The 17454-nt window shown below is 48.1% G+C and carries 16 protein-coding genes; 9 read left to right on the plus strand and 7 right to left on the minus strand.

Translation table 11 applies throughout. From position 1 onward, the window contains the following. The first annotated feature begins 2 nt into the window (after positions 1-2). The 4 genes from IC230_RS29555 to IC230_RS29570 all read left to right on the plus strand — a co-directional run bounded on the left by IC230_RS29555 (position 3) and on the right by IC230_RS29570 (position 6057). Positions 3-2909, plus strand: a complete 2907-nt coding sequence (locus tag IC230_RS29555) for a PQQ-dependent sugar dehydrogenase (RefSeq protein WP_191042682.1) — start codon at positions 3-5, stop codon at positions 2907-2909. Between the two features lie 177 nt (positions 2910-3086). Next, on the plus strand, positions 3087-3668 hold the full coding sequence (locus IC230_RS29560) for a YceI family protein (RefSeq protein ID WP_191042683.1): 582 nt from the start codon (positions 3087-3089) through the stop codon (positions 3666-3668). A gap of 171 nt (positions 3669-3839) precedes the next feature. After that, positions 3840-4952, plus strand: coding sequence for a hypothetical protein (locus IC230_RS29565; protein ID WP_191042684.1), 1113 nt, complete (start codon positions 3840-3842; stop codon positions 4950-4952). Continuing rightward, positions 4936-6057, plus strand: a complete 1122-nt coding sequence (locus IC230_RS29570; protein ID WP_191042685.1) for a hypothetical protein — start codon at positions 4936-4938, stop codon at positions 6055-6057. The genes IC230_RS29565 and IC230_RS29570 overlap by 17 nt, the downstream gene beginning before the upstream one ends. Positions 6058-6088: 31 nt before the next feature. Here IC230_RS29570 and IC230_RS29575 read toward each other — a convergent pair whose 3' ends face one another. The 4 genes from IC230_RS29575 to IC230_RS29590 all read right to left on the minus strand — a co-directional run bounded on the left by IC230_RS29575 (position 6089) and on the right by IC230_RS29590 (position 9958). Then, on the minus strand, positions 6089-7111 hold the full coding sequence (locus tag IC230_RS29575) for an SPASM domain-containing protein (RefSeq protein ID WP_191042686.1): 1023 nt from the start codon (positions 7109-7111) through the stop codon (positions 6089-6091). Between the two features lie 44 nt (positions 7112-7155). Next, positions 7156-7566, minus strand: a complete 411-nt coding sequence (locus IC230_RS29580) for an HNH endonuclease (protein WP_191042687.1) — start codon at positions 7564-7566, stop codon at positions 7156-7158. After that, positions 7563-7799, minus strand: coding sequence for a hypothetical protein (locus tag IC230_RS29585; protein WP_191042688.1), 237 nt, complete (start codon positions 7797-7799; stop codon positions 7563-7565). The genes IC230_RS29580 and IC230_RS29585 overlap by 4 nt, the downstream gene beginning before the upstream one ends. 167 nt (positions 7800-7966) lie before the next feature. After that, positions 7967-9958 carry an alpha-amylase family protein gene (locus IC230_RS29590; protein WP_191042689.1) on the minus strand — a complete coding sequence of 664 codons (1992 nt, stop codon included), beginning with the start codon at positions 9956-9958 and terminating at the stop codon, positions 7967-7969. 285 nt (positions 9959-10243) lie between these two features. On the opposite strand from IC230_RS29590, the gene IC230_RS29595 reads away from it, so the two are divergent. Beyond that, the gene (locus IC230_RS29595; RefSeq protein ID WP_191042690.1) at positions 10244-10552 is read left to right on the plus strand and encodes a hypothetical protein; all 309 of its coding nucleotides are present in this window, start codon (positions 10244-10246) and stop codon (positions 10550-10552) included. A gap of 126 nt (positions 10553-10678) precedes the next feature. Here IC230_RS29595 and IC230_RS29600 read toward each other — a convergent pair whose 3' ends face one another. Together IC230_RS29600 and IC230_RS29605 are read right to left on the minus strand one after the other, a co-directional pair. Continuing rightward, positions 10679-11254: a hypothetical protein gene (locus IC230_RS29600; protein ID WP_191042691.1), complete on the minus strand. Its 576-nt coding sequence runs from the start codon at positions 11252-11254 to the stop codon at positions 10679-10681. 165 nt (positions 11255-11419) lie between these two features. After that, complete coding sequence (locus IC230_RS29605) at positions 11420-11653, minus strand: hypothetical protein (protein ID WP_191042692.1); 234 nt, start codon at positions 11651-11653, stop codon at positions 11420-11422. Between the two features lie 120 nt (positions 11654-11773). Here IC230_RS29605 and IC230_RS29610 point away from each other — a divergent pair, with 120 nt between their 5' ends. Together IC230_RS29610 and IC230_RS29615 are read left to right on the plus strand one after the other, a co-directional pair. Beyond that, a complete protein-coding gene (locus IC230_RS29610; protein WP_191042693.1) occupies positions 11774-12841 on the plus strand; it encodes an Ldh family oxidoreductase in 1068 nt (355 codons plus the stop codon). Positions 12842-12962: 121 nt separating this feature from the next. Continuing rightward, a complete protein-coding gene (locus IC230_RS29615; protein WP_191042694.1) occupies positions 12963-13949 on the plus strand; it encodes an aldo/keto reductase in 987 nt (328 codons plus the stop codon). Positions 13950-14030: 81 nt separating this feature from the next. Here IC230_RS29615 and IC230_RS29620 read toward each other — a convergent pair whose 3' ends face one another. Then, positions 14031-14600 carry a hypothetical protein gene (locus IC230_RS29620; protein WP_191042695.1) on the minus strand — a complete coding sequence of 190 codons (570 nt, stop codon included), beginning with the start codon at positions 14598-14600 and terminating at the stop codon, positions 14031-14033. Positions 14601-15048: 448 nt separating this feature from the next. Between IC230_RS29620 and IC230_RS29625 the strand changes: the two genes are divergently transcribed. Next, on the plus strand, positions 15049-16554 hold the full coding sequence (locus IC230_RS29625) for a circularly permuted type 2 ATP-grasp protein (protein WP_191042696.1): 1506 nt from the start codon (positions 15049-15051) through the stop codon (positions 16552-16554). A gap of 142 nt (positions 16555-16696) precedes the next feature. After that, positions 16697-17454: PKD domain-containing protein (locus tag IC230_RS29630; RefSeq protein WP_191042697.1), on the plus strand; the 758-nt coding region annotated here is incomplete at its 3' end.

A 17454-nucleotide genomic window follows, 5' to 3' on the forward strand; every position in this document is an offset into this window, starting at 1 on the left:
GGATGAAACAACTGACTTCTACAAATCGCTACGTCCGCCCGCTTGTGTTAAGCGTACAGGTCGTGCTCCTCCTGGGACTAGCCTCGTTCGTTATCCAGGATCAACCCGCTAAACCAGACGAAACCCGGTTCACACCTGTAGTTCTGGCCGAGGATCTCGACGAACCAATGGTGTTTGAGGTACTGAAAGATGGCACGGCCTTCATTATTGAACGCAAAGGCGGGTTGAAGAAATACGATCCCATTACGAAAACGGTCGATCTGATTGCAACGATTCCAGTCAATACGAAATATACTTCAGCAGAGGGTCGCGTTTCCGAAGCCGAAGAAGGGCTGATGGGTTTATCCCTCGATCCTAAGTATGACCAAAATCACTGGATGTATCTGTATTACGCCCATCCGACCGAGAAAAAGCATATACTAACCCGCTGGGAACTGCGCGACAATAAGCTTCAGAATGAGAAGGTGATGCTGGAGGTCCCAACCCAGCGCGAAGTGTGCTGCCACACCGGTGGCGGCATGACCTGGGATCGAACGGGCAATTTGTATCTGACCGTAGGGAACAACACCGGAAATCAACAGGCTGCCCAAACCGACGAACGGCCGGGACGTAGTAGTTGGGACGATCAGGGTCATGCGGGGAATACCAACGATTTACGAGGCAAAATTCTGCGGATTCATCCCGAAGCCAATGGTACGTACACTGTTCCCGCCGGCAATTTATTTCCGAAAGGCACCGCAAAAACGCGGCCTGAAATTTATTCGATGGGTCACCGGAACCCCTGGCGAATTTCGATCGATAGTAAAACCGGCTATTTGTATTGGGGCGAAGTTGGTCCCGATGCCACAAAGGATTCTGAGATTGGTCCACGCGGGTACGATGAACTGAATCAGGGACGGAAACCCGGTAATTTCGGCTGGCCGTGGTTTGTGGGAAACAACTACGCGTTTCCGGTGTATGACTACGAGAACAAAAAACCGCTTGAGACAAAAGATCCAAAGCACATCGTCAATAATTCACCTAACAACACAGGCTTGAACCAATTGCCTCCTACAGAGCCTTCGTTCATCTACTATCCCTACGCTGTTTCGGAAGAGTTTCCACTGGTCGGCACCGGATCACGCTCGGCCACAGGAGGACCGATTTACCGTCAGGCTGATTTTAAAAGCGCCAAACGGCCCTGGCCTGCGTATTACGAAGGAAAATGGCTGGTTACTGATTTCTCGCGCGGCTGGATCATGGCCATCACGATGGATGCCAACGGGAACTACAAATCGATGGAGCGCTTTCTGCCCACTTACCACCCTGTGGAGCCAATTGACATGAAATTTGGTCCCGACGGTGATCTTTACGTGCTTGAATACGGCAGCAACTGGTTCCGCAAGAGCGATAATGCCCGGCTTGTCCGAATCGAATACAATGGCGGCAATCGGAAGCCCATCGTGCAGGCATCGGCCAGCAAACAGGGAGGTACCGTACCGCTGCAACTCAACCTGGTTTCGGATGGCAGCAAGGATAACGACGGCGACAAGCTAACGTATCAATGGAAAGTTACGTCACCGGGCGTTGCTCCACGCACCTTCGCGACCGCCAACCCAGCTGTTACGTTCGACAAGGCGGGCGTATACACCGCTACGTTAACCGTTACCGATCCGCAGGGAGCATCGAACAGTCAGTCGGTGAAAATTATTGCGGGTAACGCTCCGCCCAAAGTTGCCGTCAATCTGGCGAGTAACCAAACGTTCTTTTTCCCGGACCAGCCGATTGAATACGCGGTTCAGGTTAACGACCAGGAAGACGGCGGATTGGCTAAGTCAGACGCGGCTCCCGGACAAATTAACCCGGCGCAGGTAGCCATGAGTATCGACTACACCTCGGAGGGTTTCGATTATGCGGAGGTCATTCAGGGACAACGTAGCGTCGATGCGTCGACACAATACGCCGTCGCTCAATCAATCATCAACCAGAGCGACTGTAAAGTTTGTCACCAGATCGACACAAAATCGGTAGGTCCAGCCTTTACGGCCATTGCCACGAAATACAACGGCGATGCGGGGGCACACGATCGGCTGATCGCCAAAATTCGGCAGGGCGGTGTTGGGGTCTGGGGCGACGTAGCGATGCCGGGTCACCCGGCGATGTCGGTTGCCGACGCGGGTACGCTGGTTCAGTATATCCTTCACATCAACGACAAAACCCTCAGCAGCCTTCCGTTGCAGGGAAAATATACGATCAAACTCCCCGAAGGCGATAACGGCAGGGGATCGGTACTGATTCGGGCAGCCTACACGGATCGGGGGGCATCAACGGGTAAAGTGAAAGTGCCCGCCCAGACATCGGAGCAACTGCTGGTATTACGTAGTCCACAAATGGAAGCATCTTCCGCCCAGATCGTGCACGGCGCCGACATCAAAGCGAAGGGGATGGGAAAAGGCGAAAATGTCATTCCCTATGCGAATACGTACATTGGTTTTCAGAAGCTGGATTTGACAGGCATCCGGCAACTCGAACTAACGGCAGCGGCCCAACGGCGTGAAGGAGCCGCAGGCGGCATGATTGAAGTCCACATCGACTCGCCGACGGGCCCAGTTGTTGGTGAATCAAACGTCGAGCTGGCTCCCGAAGTCGATATGGCGAAGCTGATGGCTCAGATGGAATCGGGACCAAAATCAACGACGGGAACGGCGGGTAGCTCGGCAACCGGAGGTGCAGGGGCATCGAACAGCAAACCAGGGGCAGCCCCGGCGCAACGAAATCCGTTCGCCCGTCCGCCCGTGTTCATGACTCTGAAAGCGACTGAGGGCGTGCATGACGTATACTTCGTTTTTAAAAATGCCGACGCAAAGTCCATTCAGCCCCTGATGAGCCTGTCGACGATAAAATTTATGGATAAGGCGAAAGAGAACTAACTGGCATTTCGATAGGCCATCGCGAAATTGATTTTTGCGGTGGCCCTTCTGCCTGACAGGTTTTACAAAGAGTAGCGTAAGCTGAGTATAATTCCCTAGGTTTCATACTTTTAAGAACATACATTAATCGTTTCGTTAACTTATATTTCATCTCTCACCCATTACGTATCACAATCCATGAAACACCTATTTTTTACCGTTGCTGCCGGGTTTATTTCCCTCGCTTCGTACGCGCAAACAACCTGGGCACCTGATAAAGCTCACTCAAAAGTTGGCTTTACCGTTACGCACATGATGCTGGCTGAAGTGGATGGCAGTTTCAAAACATACGACGCTAAAATCACCTCGGCCAAACCTGACCTTTCGGACGCTGCCTTTGAATTTTCGACGGATGTTAACAGCATCGATACGGGTAACGAACGGCGCGATGGCGACCTGAAAGGTGAAAAATGGTTCGACGCGGCTAAATACCCAAACCTGACGTTTAAAAGCACATCCTTCAAGAAAGGAGCCGACGGAAAATACAAAATGACCGGCGATCTGACCATGCATGGCGTTACGAAACCGGTTACCATGGATGTTGCGATGATGGGGCCCAAACAGATGCCGGGTCGTGACGGGAAACCAGGGCCAGAAAAAGTTGGCTTTAAAATGACCGGAACGCTGAAACGTACGGATTTTGGCGTAGGCTCTTCAGGGGGTATGCCCGTTAGCGAAGAGGTTGAGTTAAGAGCCGCTGGTGAATTTACCAAGCAGTAGGAAGGCGCAACGACCGAGGACTTCGGATATAATTTACCCGCTTACGGACGAATAAACATTGTTCTCCGTAAGCGGGTATTTTTTTAGGTAAAATCATTGATTAATCTGCTTATATTCACCTGGTAAACGTATCAACCCTACTCACGAGTGGCTAAACCAAATTCTACGAATATGAAACGAACATACGCGCTGCTGACCGTTGCTTGTGCCGGCTGGCTATTACTGGCGACCACTACCCACTCGACTCGTAACCAGTACGGATTGATTACCGGAACACCCGAGATCAAATCCATCAACGCCCTGACGTTTGGCCCCGATGGTGTTCTGTTCATCGGTGATGGAAAGAGCGCAACAGTTTTTGCCATCGATACCAAAGATGCTAGTGCAATCGATAAGGCCGCTCAGGTTGATATAAAGAATATTGATGAGAAAATTGCGGCTCTGCTGGGCACTGAAGCCAAGAACATTACCATTCAGGACATCGCCGTTAATCCAACATCGAAGAAAGTTTACTGCGCTATTCAACACAGCGATGGTACGCCCGTATTGCTCAAGATTGAAGGCGACAAAATAACTCCTGTTTCGTTGAAAGAGGTCGCGTTTTCAACTTTAGCGTTGACGAACGCCCCGGCTGAAGATGCCAAAGATCGTCGGGGCGAATCACTACGTATCGCTTCGATTTCAGATATGGGTTACGCCGATGGCAAGCTGTTGATCAGTGGGTTATCGAACCAGGAATTTGGCTCTACGTTCCGCAGCATTCCGTTTCCCTTTACGAAGACGCAGGATCAGGCTTCGCTCGAAATTTACCACGCAGCTCACGCCAAATATGAAACAATGGCCCCGATCAAGACCTTTACCACTACTGAGATTAAGGGCAAGAAATATTTACTGGCCAGCTATACCTGCACGCCATTGGTTTTGTTTCCGCTTGATGAATTAAAAGCGGGTAGCCACGTAAAAGGAAGAACGGTCGCCGAGATGGGCAGTGGAAACTCTCCTCTGGATATCGTTACGTTGAAAAAAGGCAATGATTCGTTTCTGATCATGGCGAATTCAAACCGCCCTGTCTTTAAAGTGCGTCACAAAAATCTGGAAGCCTATCAGGGCGCGCTGACCACACCCGTAGAAGAGAATTTTGCCACGGCTGGTGTCGATTTTGTCTCGTTGCCGCTGACCAACGTAATCCAATTGGATAAACTGGATGATTCACGAATGATTCTGCTGCAACGTCGCTCAAACGGTAGTCTTGATCTTTGGACGTCCAATGATCGGTATTTATAACAATCGTTATCAGGTAGTTATCAGGCTATACGCGTTGTATAGCCTGATTTTTTTTATTGCCAGCTTGCTGATTGAGTGCCATTCTGCTAAAGAGAAAGAAATCACAATTCGCTGGCAAAATAGGCGCGCCATCGGTATTTCTATACCGAAAGGTTTTATAGATACTATCGATGCTGATTCGCTGGAAAAACAGTTGTCAGTACGCCTGACCAATCAAAAAACCGCCATAGCTGGTCAGTATCAGCTAGGCGACGGTACCGTCATTTTTGAACCACTGATTCCCTTCACCCGAGGGTTACGTTATGTTGTATGGCTGAACGATAAACGCCTGGGTGAGGTCAGTATTCCGGCATTAGACTCGAATGACCGTCCCGCTTTGCTGGGGATTTATCCGTCTCAGGATTCGCTACCGGAGAATTTGTTGAAGATCTACCTGCACTTTTCACGTCCTATGCGGGAAAGGCAGTCACAGAAATACGTTACGTTGCTTAAAAACAACAACGATACGTTGTCCGGTGTGTTTCTGGATCTGCAACCCGAACTCTGGAATCCTGACCGAACTATCCTTACTCTTTGGCTGGACCCCGGACGTATCAAACGCGATCTGCAACCCAACAAACGCTTGGGAGCGCCCTTACAAACGCATAATCGGTATAAACTCGTGGTCACGGCTTCGTGGCCCGATGAGCAGGGCGCTACGCTGGAGAAGGACGTAACAAAATCATTTGTAGCGATTCAACGGGATAGTTTATCGCCGAATCCAAAAAAGTGGACTCTTCTCGAACCAAAGTCGGGCAGCTTACAATCCCTGGACGTATCCTTTAGCGAATCGCTTGATTATAGTTTGCTGACAGAAACACTGAGCGTGATTCGGGAAGATGGAGCAAATGTTCCGGGCAGGTGGCAATCTGGCGAAGAGGAGAAACTGATCCGATTCAAGCCGAACAATGTGTGGCAATCAGGCCGCTACAAGCTACGCATCGAGAGCCGACTGGAGGACCTGGCCGGGAATAATGTAAACCGACTCTTCGACCGGGATATAACCCGCAAGGATCAGCGTGCTACGTCGGAATCGTTTACGGAACTCCTTTTTAAGGTTCGTTGATAAGGCGATTTTCTGGCAAACCGATGATCGTTTACGCCCACACTTTGGTTCCTTCCGTACAATTGCGGCACATCTCGATTTCAGAGCGGGAACGTAGTAGTGTCTGACGAAAATCCTGGTAAGCAGGCCCCTGCCAGAGATCAGTGAAGGATTGCGTTTGTAGGTCGCCTAAGCGATGATGAGCGTCTTTATCAAAGCAGCACGGTACGACCAGTCCATCCCACGTAATAACGCAGGAGTGCCACATTTTCCAGCAATGGTCCCCAAAACCGTTTTTGATGCGATACGTTCCATCAGTCTGAGGAGCGTAGCGGCTATACTGATCGAGTGTCGGAATGAGGTCCGAACCGTGTTCGTAGTCGTAAATCTGAGCCGTTTTCAGGCCCACTTCATCCACGCCTAATTCGCGAGCCAGTTTTTTCACTTCGGCAATCTGATGCTCGTTGGGCTTCACCACCAAAAACTGAAAGACAACATGGGGCGTCCGGGATTTCAATTCCTTTTTCCAGCGCAGAATGTTCTTTGTGCCTTCCAGCACTTTCTCCAGCTTCCCGCCTACCCGGTATTGCTGATACACTTCCTGGGTCGTGCCGTCAATTGAAATAATCAGTCGATCCAGCCCCGATTCGACCGTTTTTCGGGCATTGGCATCCGTCAAGTAATGCGCGTTGGTGCTGGTTGCCGTGTAGATATTGCGCTCCGTAGCGTAACGTACTAAATCCAGAAATTGCGGATGCAGATACGGTTCCCCCTGAAAATAAAAGATCAGGTACAGCAACGTTTCATGGAGTTCGTCGATGGTTCGTTTGTACAGATCTTCTCCAAGCATACCCGTTGGGCGGGTAAACGAACGTAACCCACTCGGGCATTCAGGACATCGCAAGTTGCAGGAAGTTGTCGGCTCAAACGACACAGACATGGGCAGTCCCCGTTGCACCGGACGACCCGTCTGTTTGGCAACGTAGTAACTCGACAGCACTTTCAGCGCATTCGCCACGCGTTTGGGCGTCAGCTTGGAAGCAAAGTTAAAACCATCGACGAGGTTGCGATTCATAGGACAAAGGTACAATTACACTAGTTGGTAAGGCAATTGTTAGTCTATTTGTAACGTCCTACCTGAGTTAATAGTTGGCGAAGAATAATCAAATCCGGTTCATTAAGACGTAGCAGTTTTATACTTGCCTGACCAATACGTGTTTTGGCAATTAATTGTCCCTTATCTGAACTAAAATGCTCGTTCCATTTGTGAATTCTGGGATTAAATAGAATAACAATGTCGTCATAAGAATCCAGAAATGTTGTTAAATCAGATCCTTTGTGATTATTGCAGTGGGGACAGGCATAGGCAAGATTTGCTAACTCGTTACCCCCACCATGTTTGACGCTAATGACATGATCAATTTCAAATGACAGGAATAAATCATCTTCGTGCAATTGACAATATTCACAGCGATAATTAGCACGTTCAGCTACTAAACGACGAGTTTTAGCCGAAACCGATCGTTTCATTCTGCCAGGAAAATTCGGGCGCGAGCTTTTGTCAGGCTTATAAATAAGTCAAGCGCAAGAAAACGCTCTAGCTCAGCCGTTTCGTCTACAGTGATCAAACCGTCTTTTTTTCGATTAACTAATTGCTCCACCCGCGCCGACATGCTATCGGAAGCCTTTAGATTAATAATCTTATCGGGGGCCATTTGCGCCAGATTGCTGGCTACACTACCGAAAGCTTCTGCAACACTCATAAAGGCAGTTTTTTTTAGACTCTAACGAATTGTCGTTTTCAACTAGATCTGCTTGGGTGTAAACGTTACTCGTCAAGTCGTGATTTGTGGGAGTAAAGGTACGCTTGAAACCGCTTCCATTTTCGTTTACATATGTTTTCAGAAATATACTGAAATAGAACGCTCTGTCAAGACTTGGTCACTCGCCAAATTCGGCAACCTGCCTCCTCGAAAACTACCTCACCTTTGGGCAGTTCTGGCATTGATTGAGGTAAATTACCCGTCATGCTTGCCGCAAAAACGTAGCCCGTCTGGCACAACGGTTCAATATGTGTCCAGGCAATGTAGTTTTTCCCTTCGCTCGGTTCCACTAACCATTTCGTTGCTTTCCCGGCAATCTCCGGCCAGATGCTTTCGGCGAACGCTCGTATCCGTCCAATTGCTACAAACTGATCCGCGTTTTGCCCCCATGCGAAGGGTTCGTGCGTTACTTTATCGGGTTGACGGTCATCGCCAATCTGAAAGACGTAGAGTTTGGTATATTCTTCATTAGCCCCCCGGTTTTCATGCAGGTTACGTACCTCGAAACCAAGCCCTACATAACTGGGCATGTCCGTCAGAAACAGAGCGGTGAAATAGCGAAACAGATTACCCGTTCGGTAGAATTCATCGAAACGTGGATCATCTTTATCGGCAGTCATTACCGTGAAGTTCGGCGCAAACCGGCGTGTTTTGATATAGCCGTAATAATTGGCGAAATGGTGTCTGAATTCGTCAGATTCAACCACCATTGATTGCAAATCGCCCAATGTGGAATCGGCTTCTATAGCGTCGAGATGATCTAGTTCGTTGCCGTAGCTCATCGTATCGGGCGGAGCCAGAAACGTCTCGGCGAAAAACGCAAAGTAAGGAACCCCAGTAGCCTGTACGAATTTCTTAATCGCTCGTAGTGGATCATAATACTCATCAACCGCCGTCGGAACACCGCCCGGTCGCATCTGCACATGAGCCATGTCGCCCCGCATGAAATCGAAATTATAGGCCCGCTGGCAGTCACTGACTTTACGGCATACGTATTGCCAGGCAGGTAAATTCGGTCGGTTAAAATCAAGCTCCCAGCGCTGGTTATTGTCTTTTGATTCGTAGAACCGATACCGCGCTAATGGTCCGAATACCCGCGACATAGCCTCTGGTTTATCGAACGCATATTGGTACCAGGTTTGCCCGTACTCATCAATGGTGAAATTACTCTTATCAATGTGCAGGCCACGGTATGGCGGGGCCATCGTCATGGGTAATGTCTCGAACCCCTGCGCGGTGAGATGACGAATCAGCGCGATCCGGCGATTTAATCGCCCCCCGTAGTCGTGAGCAGGGCCGAATAAAATTCGTAATCGCTGATCATCGGCCAAAATAGCCGTGTCCGTTGAGAAAAACGTGTCTTTGGAAAAGGTCAACGGCGTACCGTCTGCCGAGCCACGAAATTTTAGAAACTGCCAGATGGCTTCCTCTACGTAGCGATAGACCAAGCTGGAATGATCGGCAAGCTGATCTGGTTTGCCGGATTTTTCATCCCGCTGTACCCACTCAAACAAACATGGGCAAGCCAATACCATCTCCGAAAAGCGATCCGTATGCGGAATAACGTCCATCCCCACCGTTCGACCCATGGCGTGGAGCAGATTCGTAACCACTTTAAGTTGTTTTTCGACTGAATCGAGCGCCGGTACAAAGCGTGCCAATTCAACATCGAAAAATTCAGGGTTGATCTGCCAGCTGACCATGCCGTATAAACTTCCAACTACGCCCGGCTCCCAGATGGGCAATAGGTGAATGCTATCATGGCCGGCCGGTAAAGTCAGCGTATAATTGATGACATTCCAGAACGAGCCAATAGTTCGAACATTAACGCCAACCATATTGCTACGTTTCAGCCAGTCACTGTTGGCATAACTTTTTACTGGACTGTCAATGGTTTCGGCCGGATTCAGCGCGCGACGTAACGTTTCGTTACCCAGCCGTTTATGCAGAATCTCAAGTGTTTGATATACGGAAAACTGTACCGATGTCTGCGGAAGAAGATTCGGAATAAACGATTGACGGCCAGACTGATACACGTCTGTAAAGGTAGCATATTGCTGATACCAGGTAGCTTGCAGATCGGCGATAGATTTCGACATGAGACAAATGTAAATCTGTTTTACAAAACAGAACAAAATATCTTACTATCCATTCTCAATCATTATATTTACTTACTGTCATTAATTGGAAACGCATCGATCTTATATAAAACATTTACGGAACATCTATTAAATCTATTTGGCTCGATTCAGTCATTATTCATTGGTTAGTCAAATAGGATAAAAAGCTATTCCTCATCTCAAAATGCTCAGGGCTGTAATAACAATTGTTAATCTATTCTGAAGCTATAAAATTAGTTTACAACTTCATAAATTATTACCAACATGAAATGGCTTATTCAACTTCTTGCCGGCTTTCTGTTGATCATCTTTCTGGCTAATTTTTTCTCCCCGGCGCGCTATGCTTTAGGCCAATTCCTGGGGCGGAATAATTCTATTTTTTCCAAGCGGCAGTACGTTACAAAGCATGGTTATTTTGCCGCATCCGAAGGCGGTTTCTTTTTAAAAGGGGCCTCGGAAACCTGGGAAGGTGTAGTTAGTCGATTTGATCGGTATAAGCAATGCCATCCCACTTCGCCCGATACCGTGCTTTATCGCCGATACCAATTGAGACCCTGGCAATTCTGGGATTAGTTCAACTACTTGTATAAACCTATGTGGCGTTTGCCTTACCTTGATTTTTCACAAATACAATTTTCATCCGAAAACCAGCCCCGCTCTGTTTGCACCGATTGAAATAACAGACAAAGTACTTGGCATTCAATACGTTCGCAATACCTTCAGGCGATGGTTTTTGTTGAGACGATTGTGTGGATTACTAATGATATGAAATATAATGCCGCTCAACACAAATGTTCCTACAACCGGTAACGTATTGCCGTAAAACCCTCGATTGTTGACAATGTCAGCGGCTAAATATACGCCCCCAGCAATTGGAAAGAGCGTTCCGGCAGCCGTTATGAACGGAATTCGACGGTGCAGATATACTTTCTGCACTTCATCCAGACGGAACGTAACAGGTTCATCCCGATTCATTACCTCATTCGCCATCAACACACTGAACGTACTATCGGTTACGTCGTAGAGTTCTTCACGGTATTTTTCGCCCCGTGCTTTAAAGTGTACCTCATCGCCAACAAAGAAACGATAACGTCGGAAACCACCGAGTGTATGGTTTACATCGAGAGCAAGATAACGGGAAGGACGGAGCAGCGCCGAGTAGGCAGTGCCTTTCCGTTGCAGAAGTTGTTCAGTCGTCAGGGTATCCTGTGGCTGTGCGTAAACAGTCGAAATAAACAGCGAAAAGAAAAAAATCAGGCGGAACGTAGCAAGCATACGGGAGGTGGGTTGATTTTTGCTATAAATCGGAAACGGTCGTCATTGTTTGAAGTCCCGCAAATCAATCCGACATTTTAACGATCGTTTAACTGACCTCTTCTGAAAATGCAAAAAAAAACCGACCTTACTGAAGTCGGTTTTATATCGGTACTCTATTCAGTCCTAAGGGTTCTTGATAGAATCTTTTACGGCTTCTTTGTAGTCTTTACGAGCCGAATCAAGTTCTGCCTGCTCATCTTTTACGGACGAGTCTCCTTCAGCCTGGGCCTCAATAACATCTTCCTTTTTGTCCTGTACTTCCTCTGCTTTGTCGGAGGGTTTTGAGCTACAAGCCACTTGTGTTGTTGCACATAGAACAGTGAATGATAATGCCCAGATCAATTGTCTTTTTTTCATGGATCAACTATTGTTTTGTGAAAATTGGGATGTGTAGCTGGTAGTAGCTTAGCATCTAACTTCGGAAACTGTGCTGTTGTTTAAAGGTTCATTAACGGTCTCTTACCTACCTTTGTCTTCATGATTACAGCAAACCAACTCAGAACCTTTACCGAACAGATTTTTCTAGCCATTGGCTGCTCCGAAACCGATGCGCGTTTAGCCGCCGACGTATTGGTCAGTGCTGACCTTCGGGGTGTTGATTCCCACGGGGTAGCCCGGCTACCAGGCTACGTTCGGCTGTATGATATTGGTCGACTCAATCCACAACCACGTATTAAAGTCGTCCATGAAACCCCATCGACAGCGGTTGTGGATGGCGATCGGGGTTTGGGTCTGGTTGTTGGCCCCTGGGCGATGCAGGTTGCCATCGAAAAAGCACGTATCGCCGGAACGGGTTGGGTTGCCGTACGGAATTCCAATCATTTTGGTATTGCGGGCTATCATGCATTGCTGGCGGCTGAACAGGATATGATCGGACAGGCCATGACTCACGCAGCTCCGCTCGTCGCGCCAACATTTTCTTTAGATAAACTTCTGGGAACCAATCCGATTGCCGTAGCCATTCCGGCAGCAACAGAACCCACGTTTCTGGCCGATTTTGCCTCAACCGCCGTAGCGTATGGTAAACTCGAAATTCTGCAACGGAAAGGCCAGGATATTCCGCTCGGATGGGCGCAGGATGCCGACGGTCAGCCAACCACGGATGCCAACGCTGTTCGCAATGGGGGCGCCTTACTGCCACTCGGTACTGACCGCGAACATGGTTCACACAAAGGATACGGCTTAGGCGCTATCGTCGATATTTTTTCGGGTGTCTTATCCGGAGCGAATTATGGTCCCTGGGTCCCGCCTTTTGCTACGGCTGGCTTTATGCAGGCAAACGAGGGCGTTGGTGTAGGCACAGGGCATTTTTTTGGGGCTATGCGAATTGATGCCTTCCGGCCTGCCAATGAGTTTAAAACCCACATGGATACGTGGATACAACGGTTCCGACAGGCAAAAGCCGTTGATGGCCAACGAGTCCTGATCCCCGGCGATCCCGAACGCGAAATGGAAGCCGAACGACTGACGAATGGAATCCCGGTAGTAGAACCTGTCCTGGAAAGTCTGGAGGAACTGGGCGAACGGTTTGGCGTGAAATTATAATCGCCCTAGTAACGTAGGGCCTCGTAGCCGCAGGCTAACTAGGAAGAAACCAAACAGACAATTATGAAGTTAGCCTACGGCTATGTGGCCTGAAGAACCTCGCTACAGCAATCAAATCCGTATGAATTATCGAAAACTTGGTAAAACCGGTTTTAACATTTCCGAAATCAGCTTAGGCACCTGGCAGGTAGGTGGCAAATGGGGCGATCCTTTCAGTCACGACAACGCCGATCGTATTCTGAATGAAGCCGTTGATGCCGGAATTAATTTTATCGATACCGCCGACGTGTATGGTGATGGAGAAAGTGAGAAAGCCGTTGGGCGGCTTATACGCTCCCGCTCCGAACGAATTTACGTAGCAACCAAATGTGGCCGGCGGTTGCAGCCGCACGTTAATGAGGCCTACCAGCCAGCCTCACTACGTGCTTTTGTGGATGACAGTTTGCGGAACATGGGCCTTGAGACGCTTGATCTGATTCAACTGCATTGCCCACCAACAGAAGTTTATTACCGTCCGGAGATATTTGACGAATTCGACCGGCTGAAACAGGAAGGAAAAATTCAGCACTTAGGCGTCAGCGTTGAGAAAGTTGAAGAAGCTCTGAAAGCCATTGAGTTTCCGAACGTAACGACGGTACAGATTATTTTCAATATGTTCCGGCAGCGCCCGGCTGAGCTATTTTTTCAGGAAGCGCAGCGTCGGAATGTCGGAGTTATTGTTCGAGTACCCCTGGCAAGTGGACTATTAACGGGCAAATTCCGAATGGATACGTCTTTTTCGGCACAAGATCACCGGAATTTTAACCGGCAAGGGGCAGCTTTCGACAAAGGCGAAACGTTTTCAGGCGTAGAATATGAAACCGGTTTGGCCGCTGTTGACGAGCTGCGCTCCGTTTTCCCTGGTGACACCAATTTAGCGCCTGATGCGCTACGCTGGATTCTGACATTCGACGCGGTTAGCTGCATTATTCCCGGAGCGTCGAAACCCGAGCATTTAACATCAAACCTGGAAGCTACCCAACGACCTGCACCCACTTCTGAGCAGATGATCGCTGTAAAACGGATTTATGACGAACAGATCAAAAATCCAGTCCATTATCTGTGGTAATTTTTTTAAAACACAGAGCCACAGAGAACACAGAGTTTTGCTTCGTGTTCTCTGTGGCTCTGTGTTTTAAAAAATGTTCGATTATTTTCCAAAATAAACCTGGAAGCCTAAATTGATATTCAATGACTTGGGAATATTAGGCGTCAACGAGTTTGCGCTACCCGCGATCAGTGAATTTACAGCTCCTGTATTACCTCCCGTATACGTTAAGGCCAAATCAAAGCTAACTGATCGGTTAATAAAGAAAGCCAATCCGCCCGTTAATCCGTATAAAGCATCGGTGCTGGATTCAGAGCTACTGCCCGTTCTGGATACAGACGTATTCAGCACCCCTATCGATCCGCCAAAGTATGGTTTGACCTGAGATGGACCAATGTAATACCGTAAGAAGGGAGTTAATCCAATCTGAGTAATGTTCGTTCCCCCTGAGCCGACGTAAAAAAAGGGGATGCCAGCCCCAACAACTAAACCATCGCTGACAAACCACCCATAGGCTGGTTGAAGGCCAATGATTGTACCAGATCCGCCGGATGTTGGAATAACAATATTACCAACCTGAACACCAGCTAATCGACTCCCTTTTTCAGTTTGAGCGAGGGCGGCAGATAGTCCAGTTACTATCATTACCAGCGTAAATAAGATCTTTTTCATAATTATAGTTACATTGATGATTATGGCAATAATTATATAAAATAGAACAAAGTTTATAAGAAAGAATGTATTCGTAAGGTCAAAGAGCCTATTGCGACTGGTGTCTTTCTTAAATTAAAATGGATACAAAGTCTCTCTTCCAAAAATCTTTTCTGAACGTATCATAACTGCGGTTATACCGTCTGAAAATAAAGGTCAAAAACAGGTTTGATCAAGAAATAAGTGGTAGTTTGCATCAGGACAAATTAAAAATGAGTGATAGATAAGGTTTGATTCTCATTACGTTAGTCAATAGGCTATGTATCCGATTTTCACGCCTTTTATTGCCATTCTTTTCTAGATTTATCCGGCTTATTGTGGATTATCATTTTACAGCGTTTTATTTGCACAATACACTCCCGTTCGATATTATATTTGGCCATCTGACCAGTAATAAATACATTGTTGCATGAAAAAACAGAATTCCAGACAATCTCAATCACAAACGCTCAATGGAATGAGCCAATCGCAGGGGCAAAACAATTCGAATTTTTCCTTTACCGATTACAAGACTGAGAACTTTTTCGATGAGATGTTTTCCGATGAAACGCAGGTTAGGTCCGGCTATCTGCCTTTCCGGCAACGTGTCGAGCAGCTCACCCGCGAGGACCTGATCGGGCGTCAGCACGCAGCCGAACGGGCATTGATGAGCATGGGCATTACGTTCAACGTCTATTCCGAAGGCGAAGGCACGGAACGTATCATGCCCATCGATATCATTCCCCGGGTGATTGAGTCTGCCGAATGGAATCGACTCGAAGAAGGTCTGATTCAGCGGATTAAAGCGCTGAATATGTTTCTCAACGATGTTTATAACGAACAGAATATTCTGAACGATGGCGTTGTGCCGCGCGATCTGATTGAGTCCAGTAAGTCGTTTTTAACGCCCTGTTTGGGAGTTCGACCGCCCAAAGGTATCTGGTGTCACATCACTGGAACTGATCTGATTCGGGGCGAAGACGGACAGTTCATGGTGCTGGAAGATAATCTTCGCTGTCCATCGGGCGTATCATACATGCTCGAAAACCGTGAACTCATCAAGCAGACTTTTCCTGAAGTGCTGGCTCAGACGGGTGTTCGTCCGGTATCGGATTACCCAACTCGGTTGCTTCAAATGCTCCAGTTCATTGCCGATCGTCCTAATCCTACAGTGGTTGTGCTGACGCCTGGCATTTACAATTCCGCTTATTTCGAACACTCCTATCTGGCTCAGCAAATGGGTGTTGAATTAGTTGAAGCGCGTGATCTGGTTGTTTCAGGCGGCTACGTAAAAATGCGTACAACGAAAGGCTTCCAGATTGTCGATGTCATTTACCGACGCATTGACGATACGTTCCTGGACCCCCAGGCCTTTAATCCAGACTCAATGATCGGTGTACCGGGCATTTTTGAAGTTTACAAGAAAGGGCGGGTTGCACTGGCAAACGCACCTGGCACAGGAGTGGCAGACGACAAAGTCATCTATGCCTACGTACCGCGAATCATCAAATATTATTTAGACGAAGAGCCCATTATTCCCAACGTACAGACCTATATCTGCCGGGAAGAAGAAGACTGCCGATACGTCCTGGATAATATTGAGCAGTTAGTTGTTAAAGAAGCCAACGAAGCGGGGGGCTATGGGATGCTTATTGGCCCTAAAGCTCCTCCCGAAGAACACGAGTTATTCCGTAAAAAAATCCAGGAAAACCCCCGTAATTACATTGCTCAACCAACCATTTCGCTCTCGCGGGTGCCTTGTCTGGTTGGCGACCATGCCGAAGGACGCCACGTGGATTTGCGTCCTTATATCCTTTATGGCGACGGCGTCAACGTTATTCCGGGCGGTTTGACGCGCGTTGCCCTACGTAAAGGTTCGCTGGTGGTTAACTCATCCCAGGGTGGTGGTGGTAAAGATACCTGGGTGTTGTATTAAACAAAGTCGATCGTCACTAGCCATTAGTTAATAATGGTTTGATTGGTCACAATATTTAGCTTAAATATTTGACTAATGATGATCGACTTTCTACATACAGTTTTTTAACCAAAATCGTTGTAGATGTAAACAAGCAATTCCTATGCGGCTGGTTTACACACTTGGACTTTGGGGCCTTTTTTTGATAGTAGCACTGTGCCCAACTATTAGCCAGGCTACCCACGTACGGGCCGGGGAGATCACCACCAAACGGATTTCCCAAACCTCTCTTACATATAAGATCACGTTTACCGCTTATTACGATGAAAACCCACCTCCTGGTGGTCGTGACGCATCTAATCAGGCGAATGATTATACCATCTGTTTTGGTGATGGTACAACTTCGAACATAACCCGTAGCAGCCGCGTCTACATTAATGGTCGGACATCGTCGGTCAATAGTTATACCATCGTTCATACTTACCCCGGTCCAGGTACCTATACGATTGGCATCACTGTCGTCAATCGAAATGGAGGCACAGTTAATCTTCCTCCACCAAGTCGATCACAGGAGATTGCATTCTTTGTTTCGACAACGATTTACATCAACGCAGCCCTGCGCACCAACTCCACCCCCATCATGCTCAATCCCCCTCTGGATTCGGGACGCGTGGGCCAGAAGTTCTGCCACAACCCAGCCGCCTTCGACATCGACGGCGACAGCCTCGCGTACAGACTTAGTGTGCCTAAAACCGCTCAGGCTGAAACCAGTTGTACGGGACGTAATATTGCTGTCTATCAGGACCCGACGCGCTTCAGCACCGCCAGCGAAACCGGCGGCACCCCCACCTTCTCGATCAACCCCACCACCGGCGAACTCTGCTGGGACGCCCCCGGACAGGAAGGCCAGTACAACTTCGC

Origin of the sequence: Spirosoma validum (genome assembly GCF_014699035.1) — a bacterium.
GTDB lineage: Bacteria > Bacteroidota > Bacteroidia > Cytophagales > Spirosomataceae > Spirosoma > Spirosoma validum.